27 protein-coding genes and 1 tRNA gene are annotated in these 25,027 nt (G+C 39.9%); 12 read left to right on the top strand and 16 right to left on the bottom strand.

Annotated elements, in window-relative coordinates; all coding sequences use genetic code 11:
• On the top strand, window positions 1-425 hold a 425-nt coding region (locus FIB07_04375), incomplete at its 5' end, for a group II intron reverse transcriptase/maturase (GenBank protein NJD52084.1).
• A 152-nt stretch (window positions 426-577) separates the two neighbouring features.
• Here the strand turns inward: FIB07_04375 and FIB07_04370 are convergent.
• From FIB07_04370 to FIB07_04335, 8 genes are all read right to left on the bottom strand, one after another.
• On the bottom strand, window positions 578-820 hold the full coding sequence (locus tag FIB07_04370; GenBank protein ID NJD52083.1) for a hypothetical protein: 243 nt from the start codon (window positions 818-820) through the stop codon (window positions 578-580).
• A 123-nt stretch (window positions 821-943) separates the two neighbouring features.
• Window positions 944-1,195: a DUF2283 domain-containing protein gene (locus tag FIB07_04365; protein NJD52082.1), complete on the bottom strand. Its 252-nt coding sequence runs from the start codon at window positions 1,193-1,195 to the stop codon at window positions 944-946.
• Window positions 1,143-1,382: a hypothetical protein gene (locus FIB07_04360; GenBank protein NJD52081.1), complete on the bottom strand. Its 240-nt coding sequence runs from the start codon at window positions 1,380-1,382 to the stop codon at window positions 1,143-1,145. Before FIB07_04360 ends, FIB07_04365 begins: the two co-directional genes overlap by 53 nt.
• A gap of 311 nt (window positions 1,383-1,693) precedes the next feature.
• Window positions 1,694-2,845, bottom strand: a complete 1,152-nt coding sequence (locus tag FIB07_04355) for a glycosyltransferase family 2 protein (GenBank protein NJD52080.1) — start codon at window positions 2,843-2,845, stop codon at window positions 1,694-1,696.
• A gap of 145 nt (window positions 2,846-2,990) precedes the next feature.
• Window positions 2,991-3,869: an exosortase/archaeosortase family protein gene (locus FIB07_04350; GenBank protein ID NJD52079.1), complete on the bottom strand. Its 879-nt coding sequence runs from the start codon at window positions 3,867-3,869 to the stop codon at window positions 2,991-2,993.
• A complete protein-coding gene (locus tag FIB07_04345; GenBank protein NJD52078.1) occupies window positions 3,866-4,291 on the bottom strand; it encodes a hypothetical protein in 426 nt (141 codons plus the stop codon). The genes FIB07_04350 and FIB07_04345 overlap by 4 nt, the downstream gene beginning before the upstream one ends.
• Entirely contained in the window at window positions 4,288-6,663 is a 2,376-nt protein-coding gene (locus tag FIB07_04340; GenBank protein ID NJD52077.1) for a hypothetical protein, read from the bottom strand. Before FIB07_04340 ends, FIB07_04345 begins: the two co-directional genes overlap by 4 nt.
• Window positions 6,660-7,361, bottom strand: a complete 702-nt coding sequence (locus FIB07_04335; protein ID NJD52076.1) for a hypothetical protein — start codon at window positions 7,359-7,361, stop codon at window positions 6,660-6,662. The genes FIB07_04340 and FIB07_04335 overlap by 4 nt, the downstream gene beginning before the upstream one ends.
• 206 nt (window positions 7,362-7,567) lie before the next feature.
• On the opposite strand from FIB07_04335, the gene FIB07_04330 reads away from it, so the two are divergent.
• Genes FIB07_04330 through FIB07_04320 form a run of 3 tightly spaced genes read left to right on the top strand, consistent with a single transcriptional unit; the run spans window position 7,568 to window position 10,258 of the window.
• On the top strand, window positions 7,568-8,386 hold the full coding sequence (locus tag FIB07_04330) for a CPBP family intramembrane metalloprotease (protein ID NJD52075.1): 819 nt from the start codon (window positions 7,568-7,570) through the stop codon (window positions 8,384-8,386).
• Window positions 8,383-9,141, top strand: coding sequence for a DUF2334 domain-containing protein (locus FIB07_04325; protein ID NJD52074.1), 759 nt, complete (start codon window positions 8,383-8,385; stop codon window positions 9,139-9,141). The genes FIB07_04330 and FIB07_04325 overlap by 4 nt, the downstream gene beginning before the upstream one ends.
• On the top strand, window positions 9,119-10,258 hold the full coding sequence (locus tag FIB07_04320) for a glycosyltransferase family 4 protein (GenBank protein NJD52073.1): 1,140 nt from the start codon (window positions 9,119-9,121) through the stop codon (window positions 10,256-10,258). Before FIB07_04325 ends, FIB07_04320 begins: the two co-directional genes overlap by 23 nt.
• A 22-nt stretch (window positions 10,259-10,280) precedes the next feature.
• Here the strand turns inward: FIB07_04320 and FIB07_04315 are convergent, their stop codons facing one another.
• From FIB07_04315 to FIB07_04300, 4 genes are all read right to left on the bottom strand, one after another.
• Window positions 10,281-11,129 (bottom strand): DUF1616 domain-containing protein, encoded by an 849-nt coding sequence (locus FIB07_04315; protein NJD52072.1) that lies wholly within the window; start codon window positions 11,127-11,129, stop codon window positions 10,281-10,283.
• A 60-nt stretch (window positions 11,130-11,189) separates the two neighbouring features.
• Window positions 11,190-12,254 carry a UDP-N-acetylglucosamine 2-epimerase (non-hydrolyzing) gene (locus FIB07_04310; protein ID NJD52071.1) on the bottom strand — a complete coding sequence of 355 codons (1,065 nt, stop codon included), beginning with the start codon at window positions 12,252-12,254 and terminating at the stop codon, window positions 11,190-11,192.
• 126 nt (window positions 12,255-12,380) lie between these two features.
• A complete protein-coding gene (locus FIB07_04305) occupies window positions 12,381-13,520 on the bottom strand; it encodes a hypothetical protein (GenBank protein ID NJD52070.1) in 1,140 nt (379 codons plus the stop codon).
• 38 nt (window positions 13,521-13,558) lie between these two features.
• The gene (locus tag FIB07_04300; GenBank protein ID NJD52069.1) at window positions 13,559-15,214 is read right to left on the bottom strand and encodes a thermosome subunit; all 1,656 of its coding nucleotides are present in this window, start codon (window positions 15,212-15,214) and stop codon (window positions 13,559-13,561) included.
• 248 nt (window positions 15,215-15,462) lie between these two features.
• Here FIB07_04300 and FIB07_04295 point away from each other — a divergent pair, with 248 nt between their 5' ends.
• The 6 genes from FIB07_04295 (at window position 15,463) to FIB07_04270 (ending at window position 19,636) form a co-directional block, all read left to right on the top strand.
• On the top strand, window positions 15,463-16,485 hold the full coding sequence (locus FIB07_04295; protein ID NJD52068.1) for a methionine synthase: 1,023 nt from the start codon (window positions 15,463-15,465) through the stop codon (window positions 16,483-16,485).
• Window positions 16,486-16,526: 41 nt separating this feature from the next.
• Window positions 16,527-17,636 carry an AAA family ATPase gene (locus FIB07_04290; protein NJD52067.1) on the top strand — a complete coding sequence of 370 codons (1,110 nt, stop codon included), beginning with the start codon at window positions 16,527-16,529 and terminating at the stop codon, window positions 17,634-17,636.
• On the top strand, window positions 17,636-18,115 hold the full coding sequence (locus tag FIB07_04285) for a hypothetical protein (GenBank protein NJD52066.1): 480 nt from the start codon (window positions 17,636-17,638) through the stop codon (window positions 18,113-18,115). The genes FIB07_04290 and FIB07_04285 overlap by 1 nt, the downstream gene beginning before the upstream one ends.
• A 43-nt stretch (window positions 18,116-18,158) precedes the next feature.
• Window positions 18,159-18,231, top strand: a tRNA-Gln gene (locus FIB07_04280).
• A gap of 66 nt (window positions 18,232-18,297) precedes the next feature.
• Window positions 18,298-19,227 carry a hypothetical protein gene (locus tag FIB07_04275; GenBank protein ID NJD52065.1) on the top strand — a complete coding sequence of 310 codons (930 nt, stop codon included), beginning with the start codon at window positions 18,298-18,300 and terminating at the stop codon, window positions 19,225-19,227.
• A 187-nt stretch (window positions 19,228-19,414) separates the two neighbouring features.
• On the top strand, window positions 19,415-19,636 hold the full coding sequence (locus FIB07_04270) for a hypothetical protein (protein NJD52064.1): 222 nt from the start codon (window positions 19,415-19,417) through the stop codon (window positions 19,634-19,636).
• A gap of 97 nt (window positions 19,637-19,733) precedes the next feature.
• On the opposite strand, the gene FIB07_04265 is transcribed toward FIB07_04270, so the two are convergent.
• From FIB07_04265 to FIB07_04250, 4 genes are all read right to left on the bottom strand, one after another.
• Complete coding sequence (locus FIB07_04265; protein NJD52063.1) at window positions 19,734-20,621, bottom strand: mechanosensitive ion channel; 888 nt, start codon at window positions 20,619-20,621, stop codon at window positions 19,734-19,736.
• A 95-nt stretch (window positions 20,622-20,716) separates the two neighbouring features.
• Window positions 20,717-21,613 carry a DUF362 domain-containing protein gene (locus FIB07_04260; GenBank protein ID NJD52062.1) on the bottom strand — a complete coding sequence of 299 codons (897 nt, stop codon included), beginning with the start codon at window positions 21,611-21,613 and terminating at the stop codon, window positions 20,717-20,719.
• A gap of 125 nt (window positions 21,614-21,738) precedes the next feature.
• Window positions 21,739-22,203, bottom strand: coding sequence for an NOB1 family endonuclease (locus tag FIB07_04255; GenBank protein NJD52061.1), 465 nt, complete (start codon window positions 22,201-22,203; stop codon window positions 21,739-21,741).
• Window positions 22,200-23,150: a Zn-dependent exopeptidase M28 gene (locus FIB07_04250; GenBank protein NJD52060.1), complete on the bottom strand. Its 951-nt coding sequence runs from the start codon at window positions 23,148-23,150 to the stop codon at window positions 22,200-22,202. The genes FIB07_04255 and FIB07_04250 overlap by 4 nt, the downstream gene beginning before the upstream one ends.
• 94 nt (window positions 23,151-23,244) lie before the next feature.
• Between FIB07_04250 and bioB the strand changes: the two genes are divergently transcribed.
• Window positions 23,245-24,228 carry a biotin synthase BioB gene (bioB, locus tag FIB07_04245; protein ID NJD52059.1) on the top strand — a complete coding sequence of 328 codons (984 nt, stop codon included), beginning with the start codon at window positions 23,245-23,247 and terminating at the stop codon, window positions 24,226-24,228.
• Window positions 24,221-25,006, top strand: a complete 786-nt coding sequence (locus FIB07_04240; GenBank protein NJD52058.1) for a 6-carboxyhexanoate--CoA ligase — start codon at window positions 24,221-24,223, stop codon at window positions 25,004-25,006. Before bioB ends, FIB07_04240 begins: the two co-directional genes overlap by 8 nt.
• The last annotated feature ends 21 nt before the right edge of the window (window positions 25,007-25,027 follow it).

The following is a 25,027-nucleotide window of genomic DNA, read 5'->3' as shown; positions in this document are numbered from 1 at the left end:
GGAAGATAAGTGATATTATCAAACGTGGAAAAGCATGGAAACAGGAAGAACTAATTTCCATACTTAATCCTATCATCACTGGCTGGTCGAACTATCATCAATCAGTGGTATCTAAAGATATATTCAGCAATCTGGATAATAGATTGTGGGGTATGCTTTGGAGATGGGCTAAAAGAAGACACCCCGACAAATCCAAATCGTGGATTGCCGATAAATATTGGCATAAAACAGGATTGAGAGAATGGATGTTTTCAAAAGAAGGGAATATACTTAAATCCTTTTCAGATACAAAGATTGTTAGGCATCCCAATTTAAAAATGGGTATGAACCCCTATCTTGATAAGGAATACTTCGATTTAAGAAGATATAAAATAGCTACTCGCAAAAAGGTTAACAAATCTTCAAGTAAAATGATTATAGCATGAATATTGTAAAAAAAAAAAAACTGAATGCACCAAACTTATAACTGCTGCCCGATACAGAAAGGGTTATGAAAGGCTTGAGCCGTATGCGGTGAAAGTCGCACGTACGGTTCTTAGAAGAGGGAGAGCGAGTAATCGCTCTTTCTTATTCGGCGTCAAAAATCGGTTTTTTGATATTTTGCATGTTTTATTTGAATTTTTTTGCATAATCTATAGCTTTTATCTGCTGCTTCAGCAAGAGTTATTTTTCCAAGCTTATAAAGATTGGTAGCGTACCACAAAACACCGAGCTTCAATAACTGGCTTAGAGCGCTGGATTCATCCACACCTTCCATCTTCGCCGTATATGACACACCCTTTATTAGATCATCAGTAAGGAGTATTTTCCTTGTTTCCATTTAATCAACCTCTCTCAATGCTAAATAATACTCTTCTTCGGAGATCATTTCTTTTAGACTGTTAATATATATTTTTGCTTCCTGGTTATTTAAGACCTGAGATTCCATTATTTCTATTGCTATTCATGCAACTGCAGATGCTTGTACGATTGATTTATGGCTGAGTATGGGCTTCAACATATCCAAGACGGTCTTTGAAGCGTCGAGTATTTCTATTTTAACGAGCTTATTGTCCTTTGTAAAGTGAATTATAATTTCTTCACTTACTTGTTCTCCATGATCGGGTTTTTCATCACTTACCTTCATCACAAGTGCATCTGCATCAGCGTAGTATTTTATCTTCATAAATTCCTCCTTTAAAGTATCTATCAGCATAAGAAATATAAAAAGTTACCACCGTAATATTATCCATATCATGTTCATAAACAACCCTAGCAAGGTAACGATCCAATTTCCGATGAGCTATAAAACGTCCCCCATGTCCTTTGATGATCTCATCCGCAAAAAGAAGAACTTCTATATATTTCCCTTTAGTAAAAACTTGAGATTTAACTATAGACATATTCTTTTTGTTCATAATCTCAGATCACCTTCAAGGATTTTTCAAATTCAATTGTTATCTTTTTCATATCTTTTATTAATTTATTCAGGTAAACATTCCCTGATACGTAAATTTTTTCTAACATGTTAATGAGCATTTGTCAGCATTATCATTATTTTGCAAAGGTACAGGTTTCCCAGGATAGAAACAGGTATCTATGTTAAACTCCGCCAGAGGCGGCGCATATGCGGGGTCTGGGGTCGCAACCCCGTCGCCGTTGACATATATCTAAAAAAATGAATGAATAAAGTCCATCATTATTGGCGTCTGAGTTATGAAACATTTTTATTTGAAGAAGGCTCTGCAGATATGTTTCGATTAGGTATCTGTGGTGTTGGAAGAGCAAACTCATTTGCCTTATCAGGCTTATGCAAAACAACTCTGCTTTGGGGAGGTTCGTTATTTCTGGATATCCCTTTTTTATGTTCATTGAACAACCTTGCCATTGAGTGTAGAATTATCCCTGTAAAAGCCAGGAACGTTCCCAGAAGCGTTAAAATGATCATTAAAAGAGTGGGTCCGAACATCAATCCTCTTCCGTAATAGAAATCCTGGAGAAATTTCATTCCCATTGCCAGTCCAACTGCTGATAGTACCATTCCCGGCGCAGTGAAATAATAAAGAGGGCGGTTTAATTCGATATCCTCAAGCACTTTTATCAGGACTTTTATCCCGTGGCTCAAAGGATTCTCACTTGAACAGTCAACATCATATCTTACACCAATTTCCACTTCTTTTATATTCAATCCTGCATTTGATGCATCCTTCAACATCTCGCTTTCTATTGCAAGACCATTTGATTTAAATCTGAAAACAGGCAGTGTATGTCTGGCAAAAGCCCGAAAACCGCTTTGTGTATCCGTAATGTGAAGTCCGCTATTTAAGTTAGTGGCTTTATCCAGTACATTCTGGCCTATGCGCCGGTAAAATGGCGTATTCTTATCCTTTCCGTTCATATACCTGCTGCCATTCACCATATCAGCCTCACCTTGAAGTATTGGAGACACAAGTTTTGGTATTTCCGCAGGGTTGTGCTGGCCGTCTGTATCCATTGTCACAATGACCTTTGATCCGTTCTGTCCCGCAAGATCAAAGCCAGTCTTAAGAGCTGCCCCCTTCCCCATGTTCTTCGTATGACTGATCACTTCCGCACCGGCGAACCTGGCGATCTCAGCGGTCCTGTCCAAGCTTCCGTCATCGACAACGATCACCCTTTCAGCATGTTCTCTTGCATGAAGTACCATGCTGCCGATAGATATCTCCTCATTAAAGGCAGGAAGTATCGCAATTACTCCTTTGCGACTGACTGCTGATCTTTTCTTGTGAACAATATAATCAATATTATCCGTTATTCTGTCAGCTTCATTATAATTGCAGTCATCAGGTTCAAAGGAATCTATTTTATTAGAAATACACAAACTCATTTTTATACCACCTTATAATCTATATTCTCTGAAAATCCACCCGTTTAATGGATTAACTGCCTGAGCATCTAAGATGAAATAGACGTATATATATGTTTCGAATTATTCAAATTCACAGATTTAATTGTAAGCATAATGATTATGTTCATTTTTTATGAGATAATCCGATGCTTACGTATTTCATATACACAAAAGCGAACATGATATACCACAAAGGAAATATTATATATCCTGCAATACTTTCACCATCCTTCAGGGCAGATGGCCCGAAATAATAACCTGCGAACAATAACACCACAATACGCACTATATTCTGGGCTACAGTACCCATTATTCCAAAAATTAGCATATATACCCATTCTCTGCGCGGCAATGGCATATCAAGTGACATCAGCATGAAGATGACAAGGAAAACGGACATTGAAGCAGCGCCTGAACACGCTGCATTGATAAGCAGGACGACATTTTCACCTGTTGGTGCCAGAATAAAGATAGATGAATCACCAGAAGAGATTGGAAGAAAAATATGACCGATCTGGTATGCCACCCATGCAGTATACCTGGCTGCTATGACCCCTGCATAAATATCCATAAGTTTTGGAAATGAAATCCCGAAACCATAAATACAGAGGAGGATGGTGGGAATTATGGCAGCTTTTCCGAAAAAAATAAAAGCCAGTCCTACCCCTGCAAGTAACAACCTGAATACAATGAACTCCGGATCAACAGCAGGTAAGAAGAAAGCGAGTATAACAATCACTATCCCATATGTGATAAATATGACTGATGTCTCACTTATTGGATTCTCATGTCTTTTTGCGATCAGGAAAACAATACAGAGGAAGAGTACGGCCCAGGGGTAAGCGCCGTTAAAGGTAAGATATTCCAGTGAAAGATTTGATAATGATTCCAGCGGTGTAAGTTTGATAGCTAAAATAATAGCTAATATAAGAAACAGAAGAATCCGCCTGTTTAAATTAGAATTGACATTCTTCATTAAAGTTCCGGAAAAGAGGTTTTTCATTCAAATTTGAATTCTATTGAGTCAATAGGTTTTTCAGAATAATCACGATATATCGTGAAATTGACGCTGTGAGTCGGATCATTAACCAGTTCGTTATCTGCATTAAATTTTTTTGCCAGAGGGATCGTTGCTGAGTAGGTAAATGGCATATTCGGGAAGACTTCCACGGTCTCATTTGAAAAAAAATCAGAATCTGTGAAAACAGAAATTGTATAATTATGATTAATCATATCTTTATTATTTACTAAAATCGATATCTGGGTTATATTTCCCAGCATATCATTGTAGCCATCCACGCGATTGAATTCAATTTCTTTAGTTATCACAGTTCCCTTATATGAAATACCCTGGACAAGATAAACTAGCAGGATGACGACTATTAGAAGGAACAAAACATAAACATGTTTTAATTTTTCGGTCATTTCCTGAGTATTTTTTTTCGGAAATTCATAAATATCAGACCTGCTGCAATAAGAGGAAGCAGTGCTCCGAATTTGCCGAATTCAGGAGCTGCAATCACAGAAAAAGTTGTTGAACTATTCCCTATAGGTATATTTCCCCATTTCTTTTCTATCGTGTTGATAGTCCAGGTGCCGTCAAGATCTACAAGAGAGGTATCAGTATAATTATTCATATATCTTGGGCTTATCGCTTTTTTTGCAATAGAACTATTTGGCCTTATCCAGGTAAAATTCATAGTGGTTCCTGAGATTGAAGACGACGAAACGGTATCTCTTGCTATCCCGCCCACACTATTTACAATTCCTCCGGTTGCATTTGTAATGCTGTGCGTATAAACGGGAATTATATTGAACAAGCTGCTGGTTGCGCCTGTTAAACCGGGGCTCGAAGTTTTCAGTGTATATCCCAGGCCATCTTTATTAATGGATAATGAATCGAATGTAGCTATACCATCAACAGCATTTACAGATTCTCCGCCCGTCAATACTCCGCCTCCGGGATTTAAGCCCATTACAATTGATATCGAAGCCGTGCTGCTTGTGACGCGGTTCCCATAGGCATCCTGCACTTCAACTTCCACTGCCGGAGTGATAGAGAGCCCTGCGGTTGTTGTAACAGGTTGTGTTAAAAATGCCAGCTTCTTTGCGGCAGCGGGATTGATGGTAAATGCGGGTGTGGTATCAGATGTCCAGCCTGTTCTGGATATCGTCAATACCGGATTTCCAGCAACTGTATCCCTGTAATAAAAGCTGGCAGTACTGGCGCCATATAAAATATCAATATGGTTGATCAATGTCGTGCCTGCAGCATTTGAATAGAATTTTCCGCCTGCTGATGAGGTTGATAATTGGATATTATACAGGGTTGGATAGATGATTGGTGTGCCGTCGGATTTCTGCCTCTGGACTGTTATTGGAAATGAGAGTTCCCCCGTATCCAGAGTTTGAGGTACCCCTGCCATGAAGACCAATTTATCCCGTCCTATGGTAAATACTGTATTGTCAGGAGTCCAGCCTGCCAGGGAGGCTCTTAAGGTCGGGGTACCGGCAGCCGTATCCTTATAATAGAAGCTGGCATTGCTTGCGCCATTTGCAATATTGATGCGATATATCTGGATTGTACCTGCGGCATTTGAATAGAACTTTCCGCCTGCTGATGTGGATGATAATACGATATTATACAGAGCGGGAGAGGTAATTGGTGTTCCGTCGAGTGTTTGCCTTTGAACAGTAATTAATGAGGACACTTCCCCTGAATTCAACGTTTGGTTCGTCCCTCCTGTGAAAACTAACTTGTTTTGATTAATAGTAAACTGTGTACTGGCAGGAGTCCAGCCTGCCAGGGAGGCTTTTAAGGTCGGGGTACCGGCAGCCGTATCCTTATAATAAAAGCTGGCATTGCTTGCGCCATTTGCGATGTTGATGCGATATATCTGGATTGTACCTGCGGCATTTGAATAGAACTTTCCGCTTGTTGATGTGGATGATAATACGATATTATACAGAGCAGGAGAGGTAATTGGTGTTCCGTCGATTGTTTGCCTTTGAACAGTAATTAATGAGGACACTTCACCCCCATCAAGCGTTTGGCTCGTCCCTTCTGTGAAAACTAATTTGTTCTGGTTGATAGTAAACGTTGTTGCAGCTGAAGTCCAGCCTGTTATTGATGCCCTCAACGTTGGGTTTCCACTCCTTGTGTCCCTGTAATAAAAGCTGGCATTGCTTGCGCCATTCGCTATATTGATACTGTATATCTGGATTGTGCCTGCAGCATTTGAATAGAATCTTCCGCCTGTTGACGTTGATGATAATATGACATTATAAAGAGCAGGAGAGGTAATTGGCGCACCATCGCTTGTTTGCCTTTGGACAGTAATTAATGAAGACACTTCACCACCGTCAAGAATCTGGTTTTCTCCTGCCGTGAAAACTAATTTATTAGGATTGATAGTAAACGTTGTTGCAGCCGGGGTCCAGCCTGTTAATGATACACTCAACGCCGGGACCCCGCCTTTTGTGTCCCTGTAGTAAAAGCTGGCATTGCTTGCGCCATTTGCTATATTGATACGATATATCTGGGTTGTGCCAGCGGCATTTGAATAAAACTTTCCGCCAGTTGATGTGGATGATAATACGATATTATACAGGGCCGGGGAAGTAAGGGGAACGCCGCTATCTGTCTGTCTCTCTATTGTTATTTTAGTCGAAACTACCCCTACGTTCAATGTTTGGGATTCACCTTCCGTGAAAACAAACTTATTTGCCAGAGCCCCATCGGCCGTCAGGATAAGTGCGAGCACTGCAATTATCAGGTTCAATCTGGATTTCATCATACCCCTCCGATGATCAATGCTACCTGAGTGAACACCATACCAACGAAAATTATGAAGAGAACGGCCGTAAGCCTTGTGAACCTGATGCGCAATCTGCCTATTACAGGTATGCTTTTCTCAGCGAGAAGGGGTTCTGAAAGTTCAAGGAATATCAGAAGAAGGATAAGGACGATGCTAAAGATCAGGCCTGAATTAAGCGCTCTGTTTGTACCGAAAGAGTCATCATAATATGTCATCGAGCTCATAGACATTGAACTCATCATTGTTGACGAAAAAGATGCGAATGAAACGAAGCTGCTCCATATCTGGGGGGCGTAGCTCGGAAATTGCAGGGATTTTTCTGAAACCAGGTTATTTGATCTTGTTGTTGCATGGAATGTTACCTGGTCGCCAATTTTAAATGGATTGTTATATATATACTGGAACTGCCTGCCAGTACCGGGGTCAAGCACAACATTCCCGCTCATGATATCCTTTCCATTAGCATAAAAGGAATAATCTATCCTATTTTTTTCATCCGACGGATTGTTTATTGAGAATGTCGCAATAATTGATTCATTCTCTCTCGGAACCTGTGGAATTACCTGTATTGAGATCGGATCTGAATTCGCTCGTAAACTCGTAGAAAAACTTGCAAGGAAAATAATCACCAGCCACAAAATAATTATTTTAAATATTATCCTTTTTTGAACCACCATAAATTTGCTTACCACCTATATAGTATTTGAAATCATCCTTTTTAAGGGAAGAATTATTTAATTCATCTGGAAGATGTCAATGTATTTAAATCTATTGTAAAGTAAATATAATTGTTAGTAGAATAATAATGCTTATTATTATGATTGCCCTTAAAATCCGACATATGACAGATCATTTATTATATTAAGCGCAATATTTACGCGATATGTTACATTTGACTAATAAGAGAATTGAATTCAATCATAATATGTCAGTTGTTTTCATTCTCCTCATTTTCCTTACTATCGCAATCTCACAATATATATTTACATTTAAGAATATAAGTTATGGTATAGTCATTTCCCTTTTTTTAACAATGCTCATTTATATTACAGTTTCATTGGTCGGAATGAAAGCTGATTTTGTAAGGTCGGCAGAATCTCTTGCCCTCATCCCTCTTTATGTTCTCTTCACATCGTCCCTGCCATGGTTCTTTCTTGATCAACAGTACCTTTTACCAGCGGTCTACTCTCTGGTCCTTGCTCTTTGCTTCTGGCATATCTATGAACATGATATTGATTTTCAAGAACTGGGATTTATAAAAAAAAATGCTCTCAAATATGCCCTGATGGGTGTAATATTCGCAATTCCCACCGGGATTATTGAATATTTAATATTGAAGCCATTGCCCGCAGTCCCCTTTTTCGATACAGGATATTTGCTCCGCGATAGTTTATACATGCTGGTTTTTGTGGGACTCGCTGAAGAAATACTATTCAGGGGTATTATTTTCAATGACCTGAAAAGATTATTCAACTGGAAAAAAGCGCTAATTGCACAGGGCCTTATATTTGGTATTATGCATATGACATGGCGTTCCTCCCCTGAAATATTATTCACAACTGGTGCAGGTATTATTCTTGGGTTTTTTTATTATAAAACAAAGAGCATCGTAGGTCCCATATCTATGCATGCTATAAATAACGTGATACTTGTATCAATAATGCCATATTTATATCCGTATATTATTAAGTGGTTGGCATGAATGTAGGGCTCAGAATCGATATTGATAGTATTGCTGATGCGGTTGCTATCCCCGACCTTCTCGATACTCTTGAGAAATACGATTCAAAGGCTACATTTTTTATTACCACAGGTCCTGACGAAACACTTCGGAATGCTTTTCATTACTCAGGCAAAAATATTTACAAGATACCCTTAAAAAGATACATTCCGGGTCTTTGCCAATCCATATTAAAAAAACATGTGGAAGCACACCGCAATTTGAAGCTACTGCTTGATAGCAGCCACGAAATAGGGCTTCATGGATACATGCATTACGAATGGATGAATTTCCTTGACCGGAAAAGCAAAGAGGATATTTCAGGTATGATCTCAAAAGGTAGTGATCTTTTTGAGCATGAATTTGGATACAAACCAGGATGTTTTGCATCCCCCGGTTTTAAAACCAGCGACCTGTTTCTTATCGCGCTTGATGAGTTCGGGTTTGATTATTCAAGTGACTTTTATGGTAACAGGATATTTTATCCGGAAGTAAAGAATCATAAACAAAAGACTCCCCAGGTACCTGTTAGTTTGCCCTCACTATGCGAATTGCCAGGTGACGGGAATGAAATACTTGGCAGGATAAAAGAAATTTGCGGCGGGAAATATTCTGTTTTTTACATTCATCCGTCATGTGATCCCATATTCAGAAAGAACCTTTTTGAAATAATCCTGAAGTTTGTCGGAGGCACAAAAACTCTCTCGGAGATATATGAAAATTCTTCAGATATATGAACTTGACCCATTAAACCGTATTGGAGGGGTTGAAACTGCCATCTTTGAACTATCACGCCACCTTGTAAAAAGAGGACATGAGGTAACAGTCATCTCGGGCGCAGATTCCCCCTGCAAAGAAATCAAAAAAGATGGTGTGAAGTTCATCTATCTGGATATCGGAAATGTTATTAAAAAAATACACTCTCGTGACGGCCTGTCATTAACACGGCAGGCCATGTTTCTTCCTGTTGTGCTTTCAAAAGATCTAAAAGGCTATGACATATATCACGGACATATTTATACATCAGGGATAGCAGCGAATATCCTTGCACGAAAATATAACGGGGCTGCTGTCAATACTATCCATGGGTCTTACTACCCTGAATGGGATTCACTGGTAAATCCTCTGTCTGCTTTATTATATAAGAGCGCAGAACGCATATTAGCCCCTGCACTTGCTCATTTATCCGGTTTGCAGATCCACACGGGAGAATATTTCGCAAGACAGGTCATCAGCTGGGGGGCTGATAAAAAGAAGATCCGCGTAATATATAATGGTGTGGATTGCCAGGAGTTTAATCCCGCGATAAAAAAGACTGTTCCAGGTTACCCATTTCCAGTAATACTATCGGCAAGAAGGCTTGTTAAGAAAAATGGATTGGACAGGCTTCTAAGTGTTATGCCATATATACTCAGGAATGTTGAATGCAGGCTTCTTATCATAGGCGATGGTCCGGAACGCAGTAATTTAATGGATATGGCTAAAAAACTTGGGATAGAAAACAATGTTGAATTTCTGGGCTCCATACCTCATAAAGATATTGCAGGATACATTGCAATTACAGATCTCGCGGTATTGCCCAGTATAGTAGAAGCTTCGAGCATATTTATGCTTGAAGCGATGGCAATGTGTAAACCTGTCGTTGCAACAGGCGCCTGGGGACTTTCAGAGATACTTAATGGAAAAAATGGCTTAATAGCAAACGTTGATCGCCTTGGAGAAGGGATCGTGGAACTTCTCCTGGATAAAAAGAAGTTAAATGAGATCGGGATAAATGCACGAAAATATATTATCGAAAATCATTCGTGGGATAAGATTGCAGAGTGTGTGGAAGGCGAATACCTGAGGATATAAGTATAATTTGGACTCAAATATTTCAGGTCACATTCACCCATAGATGCAAATCCCGATATGGTGCTGTTAAATTATCCCCTTTATAAAGCAAAAAATCAAGTTTCAGGTTATTGCCTTTTATTTCCGGTGTAAAATATGTTCTTTCCTCCCATGTAGAATTATGTACAAGTCGTATATCTTTTCTGCTTAAAGTATTATTTTCAAGTGTGATTAAAAGAGTATAATTCTCAGGACTATACTCATGATTTACTATGCCAACTATCAGACTACTGTTATTTCCTGATGTAATGATAGTTGGATAATTGTCAGCTTTTCCTTCATTTCCAAGAATATAAAATTCAGTAAATTTCTCTCCCTGTATCGGGGAAATGATCACATAGACCAATATGATTACCGAAACAACAATTGAAAGAACAAGTATTACCGAGAGGATTTTATCCAGCTTTGTATCTCCATTTAACATCTCTTTAGCCATGGGGTAAATACTCTTGAAGTTAAATCCGTAAACTTCGTCCTCAGGTAATTTCGACCGCCTGTAATAAGTAATCACGCACATTATCAGGGTAAAAAAAGAGATACTGATAAGAACAGGAAATAGTCGTATTCCGAAAGGGGTAAAATTCAATATCAGACCTATTAGCGGGACTACGGCAATACTCAGGCCAAAACTTAAAGCGATCCTTTCTATGCCATCAAGATCCTTCTTTCCTGGAAAAAGAGCAGCGATCAGGGCATAGCCTGGAAGAAACAGGATTACCGGAACTCCAAGTATTGTTCTGATGGGGGTCATATCCAGAGGAGGAAGCAGCACGAACAAAACCATCATGATTTGTAAAAATACAACTACCTTAAGATCACTGAATCTTGTCATGTCCCTTAGTAGGGCTTTAAACCATTATTATCTTTCTGTTGTCAGCATGAGGGCTTCAACTTAAGTTATCATTTTTTGTATGATCCTCTCTGCTGCCCTCCCATCCCCAAAAGGATTCATCCATCCATTGCCCCTTTCAAGCATGCTCCGTGCACATTTTGCGATCATCTCAGGTTCAGTGCCAGCCAGCAAATTAGCCCCAACCTCAACAGTCTCAGGTCTCTCAGTGTTGTCCCTTAATGTCACGCAGGGCACACCAAGGATACATGTTTCCTCCTGCAATCCACCTGAGTCCGTCAATACCAGTCTCGCATTCGCCTCAAGCTGGAGAAAATTAAGATAGTCCTGCGGTTCGATGATCTTGCTATCACCATTCAGATTCAAACCGAATTTTCCCATCATCTTCCTGGATCTCGGATGGATGGGATAAACAACAGGCATATCAAGCTCCTCTGAAACAATTTTTACGCCTTCCATGATTCCCTTGAATCTTCTGGGATCATCAACATTTTCCTCGCGGTGGGCAGTTACAAGAATGTACTTTTTTGTCTTCAATCCAATATCCCTCATCAAATTACTTTTTGAAAGCGCAAGGTTTTGGTTAATAGCATCAACGACTGTATTTCCGGTCACAAAGATCTTCTCTTCTCTTATACCCTCATTCAAAAGTATCTTTCTTGACTTCTCGGTAGGCGCAAACAGATAATCAGAACAATGGTCGGCCAGTACCCTGTTTATCTCTTCTGGCATTCGACTGTCGTAGCTTCTCAGTCCTGCTTCCACATGCCCTACATTTATGTGAAGTTTCGAGGCAGCAAGAGCGCCTGCCAGGACTGTATTAGTATCACCCTGCACAAGTACTGCTTCGGGCTCTTCCTTTATAAGCACTTTTTCTATCCCTGCAAGCATCTTCCCTGTCTGTTCACCATGCATCCCTGATCCTGCGTCAAGATTATATTTCGCTTCGGGGAGATTTAGCTGCTCAAAAAATACCCTGTCCATATTATAAGAATAATGCTGGCCGGTATGCAGAATGAAATGATCAGTATCCTGTTTCTGTAATTCCCTTATCACAGGGCTCATCTTGATGATCTCAGGCCGCGTCCCCAGGATAATGGCGATCATACCCGCCTTCCGGCAGGCATAATACATAATAAATAAGATGGCATTTCTTGATACACCTTTTTTTTAAACACCTTATTATAGTTAATAAATTTTGCTACATTATTCATTACGATGGTGGGAAAAGTGTTATTCCGTAGAGGAATCCTCTTCCCCAAAAATCCCTTCAATGATCTCTTCCAGCTCTTTTTTCCTTTTCTTGCTTGAGGATTCCACGACCCCATCTGGCCTGATCACAGAAACCATTATGTCAAACCTTTCCGAAGCCGCAAGATCAGCCGTGGATAATACCGGGATTTCAATACTTAAAGGAGGATTCCAGGGATTTGCATTGTACTCTAATTCCTGAAGCGCTGGTGTGTATGAATGAATGACTTCAAGTTTTCCTTCTTTTGCATGTTTATAAGCACGATAAAGAGACCTGTTCTGGCGAAAACCCACATATATTTCAAGAAGCGTTACCCCAATTATGGAATTAGCACCTTTTCCCACTATAAGGTCGCTTATTATTTTATCCTCTTTATCCGAGTGTTCGACAAGAAAACCACTCTCTTTATTTTCATTATTTGATATTTCGATCATCTTCCGGAGACAATCTTCCAGAGTCAGATCTTTTGTAGGGATTATCCTGTCAAAATCCCTGACAGTCCTTGATATCTGGTCTTCATCATAATCTGCCACACCTTCACGATTAATGACGTCTGTGATTTTTGCTCCCTGGATTCCCCAGAGATTTGATTCGATACCATACTTTTTCTCTTTTTCGATCAGGGTAGAAAGACGTTCCTTTGCATCAAGATGCCTTGCAAGTCTTCTTTTAACAAGCTCATCATCACTTGCCACAAGCTCGATCGCCTTTGGAACAATACCCATTTTTTTAGTTAGCAGGGTAATCTCCCTGATAAGTTCTGGCTCCCCAAGTTCCATTACATCAAAAATATTTTCAACTAATAATTTTATCTGGTCATAAACAGAAACATCAACGTAAACAGGCTCATCCCCTTCAAATATGGGAAGCTTTCTTTTTTCATAAAGCTCACCCTTCATTTTTTCAACAAGGTCTTTCCTTATAAGAACAACAGGCTGGGCCGCCCGGCCTCTCCCTTCAAGATAAGCCCCGACATTCTCCGAAAGTAATTTTATAGCAAGAGTGGTCTTTCCTCCTCCCTGGGGACCCGTTAACATTAAAATAGGATTTTTTTCAAGTTCTCTGGAGAGAATCCTCACTGATTCTTCCCTGGAATGTGCAGAAGTATCAAGAATATCCATAAGAACCACTAAAAAAAGAAAGCGGGAAATACCCGCTTTTAATCCATTCCGCCCATACCGCCCATATCACCCATGCCTCCGGGTCCGCCTGGTGGCATGCCGCCTCCTGGCGTGGATTTGCTGGACAGTACATCGTCAATGCGAAGGATCATGGTGGCTGCTTCAGTGCCGGAACTGATAGCCTGGGTCTTTACTCTGAGTGGCTCTACAACGCCTTCTTTCCACATATCCACGACTTTACCTGTGAACACATTAAGACCTGCTGTCTTATTGCCCTTTTCATGCTGGCTTCTCATTTCAACAAGCATGTTGATAGGGTCAAGACCCGCATTCTCTGCAAGTGTTCTCGGGATAACTTCAAGCGCTTCAGAGAACTTGGCAACTGCTAACTGTTCCCTGCCTTTCAAGGTGCTTGCGTATTCACGCAGGCGCAGTGCAAGTTCAATTTCAGGTGAGCCTCCGCCTGCTACAAGTGTCTCATCTTCTATTGCAACGCCCACAACGCGAAGTGCGTCATGTAATGCACGCTCTGCTTCATCGGCTACGTGTTCTGTTCCGCCGCGAAGGATTATTGAGACTGCTTTCGGATTATTACACTCTGTTATGTATGTCATGGCTTCGTCGCCGATCTTCTTTTCCTCGACAAGACCTGCTTTTCCAAGATCGGAATCAGTTATTTCTTTGAGGCTTGTCAGGATCTTGGCGCCTGTTGCGCGTGCAAGTTTATCCATATCGCTCTTCTTTACACGCCTTGCTGCATATATTCCGGCTTTTGCGAGATAATGCTGGGCAATATCATCAATTCCTTTTTGCACGAACAGGACGTTAGCGCCTGAGTCAATTACCTTTGTGACCATGTCATGTATCATCTGCTCTTCCTGGTCAAGGAATAACTGGAGCTGGTCGGGTGATTTTATTGAGATCTCCGCGTCAACTTCGGTCTTCTTGATCTCAAGTGCTTCGTTCAGGAGCAGTATCCTGGCATCAGTGATTTTCTTTGGCATGTTGGTATGGACTCTTTCCTTATCAATTACCATGCCCTCGATCAATTCTGAATCTTCAACACTTCCGCCTACTTTCTTCTCGACTTTTATATCATCGACATCAACTTTTTTCTTGCCGTTTTCACTATCAACTACAGCTAATACGGAATCTACTGTAAGGTTTGCGAAAACATCCTTTGATGCTTCTGCGCCTTTTCCGGTTATTGCAGTTGCTGCGATTTTTAATAATAAGTCTTTATCTTCATTTGTTACTTTTTTTGCAAGCGTTTGAAGGATCTCTTTTGCCTTTATTGAAGCAAGCCTGTATCCGCTTGCGATAACTGTTGGATGTACTCCCATTTCCAGTAGTTCTTCTGCATTCTTCAGGAATTCACCTGCAAGAACTGCGGCTGTGGTTGTGCCGTCTCCGACCTCATCATCCTGGGTCTTTGCGACTTCAACGATCATTTTGGCTGCCGGGTGTTCGATATCCATTTCCTTAAGAATGGTTGCGCCGTCATTGGTGATTACGATATCTCCCATAGAGTCAACGAGCATTTTGTCCATTCCTTTTGGTCCAAGGGTGGTCCTTACTGCTGCTGCTACGGCCTTAGCTGCCATTATGTTATTATTCTGTGCTTCTCTTCCTTTTGTTCTTTGACTGCCTTCTCTTAAAATAAAGATTGGCTGTCCTCCTAATTGTCCTGCCATAATAAGCCTCCGTTAAAATTTTATCTGATAATCTGTACAAATTCAAGTGATTGTACGAGGGATTCTCGTTGTTTGTAATTCTATATAAGCATTTCGTTTAGTGATATTATATTATTTATAAAATAAAATTTTGGTATTATTACATGATCTGTAATCGGCTTCTCTTTCTGCCTGGATATCATGAAATCAATAACTTTAAACTTATAGATTCAATAACTATAAACTGATAGAAAGAAATCAATAGTCATATGATACTTTTTGATGATATCGGAAGTTTCCCGCTGCCAAAAGGCATAAGCAGGGAATGGGTAGAGCAGGCAAAGAAAGGCAATGATCCGAAATTACCAGACATCCTTAAAAGTGCGATGCAGCAGAAAATCGATGCTGGCGTGGATGTTCCCACATATCCCCAGTTCCGGGACATGAACCAGATGTTCCTTGAAATCATAAATGATGAATCTGCCCAGGAAGGGCCGCTCATTGTCCGAATGGACAGGGCAAGAATAATGGAACTTTCGGCAATGGAAGACGTAGGCGCACAATATTTAAAAAAAACCGGAAAGAAATTAAATGTAAGGCTTTGCGTTACAGGTCCGATAGAATTATATTTAAAGCAATTCGGCGGGACAGCCTACAAAGATGTCCTGGATGCATTCGCAACAAGTATTGACCGCTTTGTCAATAATTCCATTGATAATGCAAAACAATTCCGGATTGCGGTTATCTCGATAGATGAGCCAAGTATAGGGATAAACCCGCAGATCATGTTCAATGATGCTGATATGATAGAGGCTCTTACCCTTGCCACAAAAACATCAGGTTTAAATAAAATCGATACGGAAATCCATCTTCATTCCCCCCTTCATTATAAACTCGTATGCAGGGTGCCATCAATCGGGATAATCGGTGTTGAATCTGCTGCCAATCCATCGTATCTTGACCTTATTGATAAAAAAGACCTCGGGGATTACGACAAATTCTTAAGGGTAGGGGTTTCGCGTACTGATATTTTCGGAATGGCCGCGGTCCTTAATGAAAAATACAACACGAATGTCTGGAAAGAACCTGCAAAGTTAGACGAAATTACAACACAGATGGAAACACCTCAGATTATCGCAAAAAGGCTTGAAAAGGCATATTCGATATTCGGAGACAGGATCAAATATGCAGGTCCTGACTGCGGGCTTGGTTCATGGCCATCCCAGGAATTGGCATCAAACCTTTTGAAAAACACAGGCGCAGGTATAAAAGAATTCCGGAAGAATCAATAAACAGGGCAATCGTTTAATAGATGAGTGACAATATTTGAATTATGCGAGCAAAACAACGGGTAAATAATAAAAAAGGCGCAAAATACGAGCCCGGCATTAAATGTAAAGGAGCAAAAACAGTAAAAGTAAAACCTGCCGGTTACCCCTTGAAAGGAATGTTCCATGAATATCCTGAAACCTCGGAGCTTGATGTATTTGAGTTCTATGCAAGAGAGCAGTGGAATGGATTCATAATAAAAAAAGGAGACTTCCTGTTTGACAGGAGAATGTTCCCGGATTTTGCTTTTAAAGTAATTGAAGTTGAACCTGATAATTCTGAGATAGGAGAAAATACAAAATTCACTGTTGAAGATTATGATACTGATTTCTTCGTCCCTGAAATGAAAAAAGAAGTTACTTTCAAGAATATCATAGGACAGGAGAAAGCAAAACAGAAATGTAAGCTTATTGAGAGCTATCTTAAAAGCCCTGAGAAATTCGGTACATGGGTACCCAGGAATATTTTGTTCCACGGACCTGCAGGAACAGGAAAAACCATGATGGCGAAGGCATTGGCAACCTCCACCGATGTCACTTTCCTGCCAGTACGCGCCACGAAACTCATCGGGGAATACGTTGGTGACGGGGCGCGACAGATCCACCAGCTATATGAAAAAGCTGAGGAGATGGCGCCATGCATTATATTTATTGATGAATTTGATGCTATTGCGCTTAACAGGAATTACCAGGAGATCCGCGGTGATGTATCTGAAATTGTAAATTCGCTCCTCACCGAACTGGATGGGATAGATGAACATGAAGGGATATGCACTATTGCAGCCACAAACATGCTCCATACGCTTGATTCCGCAATACGCAGCCGTTTTGAAGAGGAAATCGGATTCTCCCTGCCAACGATTGAGGAAAGGATTGAAATATTGAAGTTCTATACTGGAACGTTCCCGAAGAAACTGGCAAAAGATGTGGATCTTGAAGCGCTCGCAAAACTCACACCGGGTTTTTCCGGCAGGGATCTTGTCGAAAAATTGCTAAAGAACGCATTGCATAAAGCCATACTGGAGGGCGGCAAAGTAACAATGGCACATTTTGAGTCAGCGCTTTCCGAATCGTTTTGCAAAAGGTCAGAACCGCCAAGAGGTATGTTCGCATAATGGCGATAAAGAGCGTAAGTTCCCTGATGGGGAACATAAAAGAAACTTACGATAAGAGCAAAAATAAATCGGAATGGCGCGTATTAAGCGGCATTAACCGCGAATATAATGACACCTTCATTGCAGGCGATAAAAAATTATGGCAGGTAAAATCGGAAGAGGTAAGCCCGGGAGAATCCATAGCTGTTGGCATGAAAGTATCAAATTTTGATGACGATCTTGAAAAAATAATGAAAAACGGGTCTCCTGTGCCTTTCGGGACTGTTACTCCAATTGACAGGAAAATTTCAGTAATAATGGCAGGGATACAGAATTTTTCTTCCGATTCATCCAATCTTCTATGTAAGGAACATCTCTCAAGTAAACAGGCCCAGCTTGAGCAGAAACTTAAGCAGCAGGTTGATCTGATGATGGATGATACTTCTTTTCGAAGGAAATATAAGGAACATAAGGACAGGCTCACAAGGGCGTACTTATAAAATCCCCATAAAGAATAAGTAGTTTAGTTGCGATTTAGGGTTTAGTCCCGTAGGGTAGTGGTCAATCCTTCTGGCCTTTGGAGCCGGAGACGACGGTTCGAATCCGCCCGGGACTATCCCACCTTTTTTGCATACATAAACTTAATATATAGTATTGTCAATTATTTATTGGAGTGATATGAATGAAGATTAATTCTTCTTTAGTAGTATTATTTGGGATATTAGCACTATTAGTCGTTAGTGGTTGCACTCAACGAACAACTGTACAACCAACACCATCTGTAACAGCGTCTGTACAACCAACACCATCTGTAACAACAGCTGTACAGCGAACATCAGCTATAGCAACGCCTGTAGCACAGCCTACAGCAGGGCCATCAACGGTTACAGTCTCTGCTGGAAATTATATCGTTGATAGTAAAGGAAAAACACTATACATGTCTACAAGCGATATTATGGGAGATAGTAAATGCACAGGTACCTGTCTTAATAGTTGGCCTAGTTTCTATCAAGAGGGTATAACTGTCTCTTCCGGACTTAACTCTTCTGATTTTGGAACAATTACAAGGAGTGATGGAAAGGAACAAACAACCTATAAAGGCTGGCCATTATACTATTTCTCTAATGATGTAAATCCAGGTGATACTAAGGGAGATGGGATGAACGGAAGGTGGTTTATCGCCAGATCAGATTATACAGTTTTTCTCGCAGATAAAAACAGTCTGAAATTCATCGTTGACGCGAAGGGAAATACTCTTTATCTTTTTACTAAAGATAGGCCCGGAGTAAGCAATTGTATAGGGAATTGTTCGCAGATATGGCCTGCTTTCTATAGTGAGAATATCGTTGGGCCATCTATAATGAATAGTTCTAATTTCGGTCTTATTACCAATAGCTATGGGTTCGAGCAAACAACCTATAAACAAATGCCACTATACTACTATGCTAACGATACAAAACGCGGGGATACAAATGGCCAGGGTGTGAATAATACCTGGTTCGTCGTAGGACTTAATACTACAATTGCATCAACGAACGTTACATCATCTCCTGTTGCCACAGGAGGAGTTACATCATCTCCCGTTGCAACGGCTACAAGCGGAGGATATTGATAGGGATTGTAATTTAAAAAAGCGAAAATAGCAGTATCAAAATTCGTGGAGTATACTCCAACTTTTGAATAAGTATAGAGTCAATGAATAGAATGATTCACAGTGAACCGCCACCTGCTGCTTGTAGCGTGGCAGTTCATTAATGTTTAGTTCATTTATTCGGGAATATCATTTCCATTTTTTGAGAATGGCTGATGCCTTATATATTTCAGTAGATAGTCTAATGGATTACCAGAGAGGTGAAAAAATGAGAAATTATAAAGATATTTCAGAAATTGATCTTGAGAGGGTAAGTTATTTACTATCCACCAGCGAATTGTTAGAAAAAATGCTAGATGAGGCCCAAAGTAAAACAACAAAAAATACTGATGCAAAATTCAGTGAGGCGCTGGCTCCTACCTGTATATGAAAGGACGAACAAAGAATCCCATATATCATTTAGAGGGAGAACTGAGCAAGACCTGCGGGAATAGAACCTGATTATTGATAGAAGGATTTTTTTAGCATTATCCAGGTACTTTTATAGGCGTTCCTGATATTGGTTCAATTTTTTCTACTTTTAGTTTCGCCAATAAATTTTCTAACAACTCAGAAACTATTTCATCTTTTTTATCAATTTCTCTTATCCAGATTCTTATACTGAACGTTATTTTGGAATCCGAAATATCAGAGATCAAGACTTTCGGCTCGAACACTCCCATATCCAATTTATCTTTAAATAACATTTTAAAGCTGGATAACTCAAATAATTGGGAGATAATACCTTTTTCTATCCGGGATACATTAGGAAGTACTTTTGGATGTTTATTTGTAACTTCTTTAACGATATTTTTGACTTTTTCAAAATCGTAAGAATAAGGTATTGATAATAGTATCGGAACCTCTGTAAAACCTGACCTTGTATAGTTAATAACAACAGTAGAGACCATGACCGAGTTTGGTACATAAAACAATCTTCCATTTCTATTTCTTAAAACCGTGCGAGTCAGCTTAATTTCCTTTATATTGCTTATTCCTGTATCACCAATTTCAACCCAGTCATCAATCTGGATAAGTCTTACTACTGAAATCAATACTCCGGCTATGAAATTTTGGATTATTTGCTGAGCCCCGAAAGCAATTGCAATACTAAATATGCCAAGTGATGCAATTAATGCATTTAAATCTAAATTAAGTACATAACGCACGCCATAGTAAAATCCCAGTGAGTAAATGGCATATTGTATGGTTATGGCTATTAATTTCGAATTACCTAATGAAAGCTTGTCATCTAATAATCTTCTCAATAAAGCGTATGATATGTTAGCTAAGATCACGGTAAGAAGGAAAATAAATATGAATATCAAAAAATCTTCTAAGGTTACATTGCCTATAAAAATATTGCCTCCAACCATCGGGTTAGAATCTATTTTCTTTCTTTAAAAATGCTTCTGATATGAAAAATATTTGAAAATACAGTTATTTGAGACCTCACTGGATTATTTCTTTATTATCCTGTAAGTTCTTTCCTGATGCTATCGCATATTTCCCTGGCTTCGTTATTTACAGCGACGATCTCGATCTCATCAGGCCCTGATGCTCCAAGACCCAATTCCACAGCTCTTGCAATCTGTTCCTGCTCAAAAACATTGCCTCTTTCAACCTCCCCTGTCGTGCCATAAATACGCAAAATCGCTACACCCACAGCATCAAGAGCTACCCTGTCATTGCTTGCGATCATGATTCCGGGTTTGATTAGCGTTCCTTCTTCCGGCCCGCCTTTTGAGAATCCTGAAATCCCATCCATTATTACGATATCAGGTTCGTAAGCTGTATTTATTTCCGCTATCATCTGTCTCTGGTATTTTGAAGAATGGAGTTCAGACATATAATTATAGTTATCTTCAGGATCATACCTGGCAACCATGCCCACGCTATTTTTAAGAGACAGTGTGAAATGACCCCCAAACCTGTGGGTTTTCAGGCAGCAGGTCTGGATTATGAAATCAGCATCCCGGAATAATTTTGGAAAAAGGAAGCCTCTTTTCCAGTGGCTATTTGCAGGCTTTTCTTGTATCCATTCACTTCCTTTCAAATCATTAAGGATAACTACACCAAACCCATGCTTTTTTGAAAGTGTCATGATCCCCAGGTGTTCCAGCGTTTTTTCGGTTTCTCCCATACCGCTTCTTTCAGCAATTACGATACTTGCTCCTTTTTCCCTGAAAGAATCAATCATCGCTGATATAGTATCAGGATGTGTGGATGCCGGGTATGGATCCGGGCTATTGAAGTTCGCTTTGAGCGAAATTTTTTTGCCAGAATATTTGTCTAAATCGAAATATTTCAATAGCTCTTTTATTCCCGAACTTCTTTCGTTTGTCTTTATTATATATACTTTTGAAATGATCCCTCTTTTCATGCGCGTTCCCTCCCCATTGGATATTTCATTTACGGGTTCCTTCCTGTAAATGCATATGGTTTTATCCTGTATTTAATCCCTGACTATCAGAACTACCAGGACTGTAAAAATCATTTCTTTCTCATTTTCTTAAGAGGCGTACCACACACAGGGCAGTCATCCCCCTGCGGGAACCGCCGCTTGCATCCTATACAGAATTTTTCCCAGAGAAGAACGTCCTTTATCTTTTTCTGTCCTGCAGGCATGACCTTTATTTCCAGCTGGATTGCGGTATTCTGGACAGCATAATCATCGGTGATAAGTATCGTATCTTCATTCCGGGCATATTCAAGAGCCTTTGCCAGCAGGTCTATATCGGTTTTTGAGAGTTCTTCACTATCTCTGGTTGTCCTGGCTTTCGCTGTTACTTCCATGATACAACTTTGAAGCGGAGGCTCGATCCTTACATTCATTAGTTCCATTATTGTACGAGACCTCTCATCCCTGATCTCATCTACAACTGAGGGGACTGTTATTATATTTCCTTCGATCCTTTTCCCGATAATGAATAAGGAAGAATCAGCGATATGGATCATTTTGATATCTCCGGATTAATGATTAAAGACCGGATAGGGTCAGGTTCCATTTCCTTCCCATGCTTAATTCCAGCTATTTGCATTATCGATGCAACTGTCATTCTTGTCACTTCAACTACATAGTTAATGTCTATATTGTCATATGTATCGGTTATCTTATGTGTATGAGGAGACCTGTCTGCCTGGCATACCCCAACGACTGCATAACCTGCTGATAAAAAAGGCATGTGATCACTATGCCAGAGGTCTGACAATCTGCCAGTAAGATTCGTATAGCCGGAAGCAGCCCTTTTCATCACTTCTGCGAATTTATGGGAATCAATATTTTTAGGGAAAATATGATTTCCCTGGTCTTCTCCAATAATGACTTTCCAGTTAGACATTACATCAGAATATCCTATTTCATCAAGATTTATGACCAGAACGATATTCATTTTGCTCGAAAGGGCGTGATCTGCATATGCCCTGGAGCCCCACAGGTTCTGTTCCTCGCCAGTAAAGGCAATAAAACGGATCGTATAATCCATATCTACATTATTGATGAGACGTGCAATCTCAACCATGGCAGCCACACCGCTTGCATTATCATTCGCACCTGGGGCGGGACATGTTTGCCAATCCCAATTTACTGTTGATTTTGCTATCGAATCATAATGTGCGCAAAGGATAAGGATTTTATCCGGTTCTCCTTTCCCATGTTTTGTACAGACTATATTTTTCTGTATTGAGTCGCAAAGAATAAAATCATGATATTCCACATCAGAATATCCCATGATGCTAAATTGCCCGTATATCCACTCCCTGGCCAGAGCTGCTTTATCTGAGAATGTAAAACGGGTTGAAAAGCCAGTCAGGTGCTGTATATTGCTTTTAATGTCAATCAGGGAAACTTCTTTAACAATAGACGAAATATTTTTGTTTTGAATCATTTCTTTTCCTACTGGCATACTTGATAATGTAGTACTCTATACTTTTCAACAATAAACACGACCATAAGATATTAATTTATTGTCAACATCTATGGCAAAAAAGTTAACAATCATTCAAATCATGCTAAGAAAACTGCGAACAAAACTTGAAAACGGTGAAAGCATAGACTTCCTGGAGGCTCTGGAACTCATGAAGCTAAAAGGATATGAATGCATGGAGCTATTCTCTCTTGCAAACCATGTCCGTTCCAAACTTGGTGACAGGGTTGATCTTTGTTCCATAATAAATGCAAAATGCGGTTTATGCCCCGAAGACTGTAAATTCTGTGCACAATCTGTTCATAACGATACAGAAATTACGCCATATCCTTTGATGGATGAAGAAGATATCCTCAACATGGCGCAATTGATGGAAGAAGAAGGGGCTGCAAGATTCTGCATTGTTACAAGCGGAAAAGAAGTAAATGGTAAAGATTTTGAAAATATATTAAGTTCTATACGAAGAATAAGGACTGAAACTGGTTTATCGGTCTGCATTTCTTCAGGTATGCTTACAATTAAACGTGCTTTAGCCCTCAAAAGTGCAGGAGCTACACGAATACATCATAACCTTGAGACCTCAAGGAACTTTTTTAATAAAATATGTACAACGCACACGTATGATCAAAAAATAAAAACAATTCATATTGCAAAAAATGCAGGGCTTGAAATATGCTGCGGAGGGATTATCGGAATGGGTGAGCCGATACGTGATCGGCTGGAACTTGCTTTTACCCTGAGGGATCTGGATGTTGATTCCATCCCCATCAATATATTAAATCCAATCAAAGGAACGCCTATTGATATTGAACAACCAATAATGCCCTTTGAAATCCTGAAAACAATTTCTATTTTTCGCCTAATTCTTCCAGAAAAAAATATCCGGATAGCAGGAGGCAGGGAGAAAAACCTCAGGGACTTACAAAGCTTATGCCTTTTAGCAGGGGCAAATGGGTTGCTGCTAGGCAATTATCTGACCACCGGGGGCAGAACGCCGCGTGATGATATTCAGATGATAACTGACCTCGGACTGATCCCAGGAGGTGTTCATGTTTAGCATTCGGATGAGAGCAGAAAAAAATAAAAAACACATATCAGGAGCTGAGAATCTCGTTGATATACCAGAAATCCAGACAACCGTTTCTGCACTTGTTGAACGGGCATTATCACATGAAAAAGGAGAACCCGATCTTATTAATATAACCGTTGAATCATTAAAAACTCCTATTAAGAAAGTTACTTCTCTCCCGCTTATTTTGGCGAATGTTGAAAATGAGATCGAAGGGAAGATTCTTGCGCGAAAATTACTCCGGGAACTCAAAATACCGGCCTTGTGCGTTGAAAAAAGTATCTCTCTTCTTGAAAAAGGCCCTGCTAATGGTGAAAATATGCGGGGTGCGATAATCATGGATCTGAAGGGGAACAGGATTGAACCTGACAGGATTCGCGGTATCCGTGCATCCCGTATGGATATTACAGACGAAGCTTCAAATGAACTTTTTAAAGAGCTTTCAGGCTCAGGATTGTCATCGTATTTTAAAAATATAAGCGAAGCGCTTATACTTGCAACAAAAGTAGCATCGGTCAAAGGCACAGTTGCGGAACTTTGCTGGTCTGATGATCCATCATATACAGCAGGTTATGTGGCCTCACAAAAAATGGGATATATAAGGATATCACATTTGAAAAAGAAAGGTGGCCAATTAGGGGGGCGAGTTTTTTTTGTGGATGATATCGACCATGGAAAATATATTACTGAGATTGAGAAGACTCCGGTCCTTGTGAATAAATTCGGCGGAATTGTGGAGCTTATTAGAAATCAAATTAAAATTTGAGGAATGACTATGGAACAAATA

This window comes from Candidatus Methanoperedens sp. (genome assembly GCA_012026795.1).
In the GTDB taxonomy this organism is placed as follows: Archaea; Halobacteriota; Methanosarcinia; order Methanosarcinales; family Methanoperedenaceae; genus Methanoperedens.
This window is presented reverse-complemented; position numbering and strand designations above follow the sequence as displayed.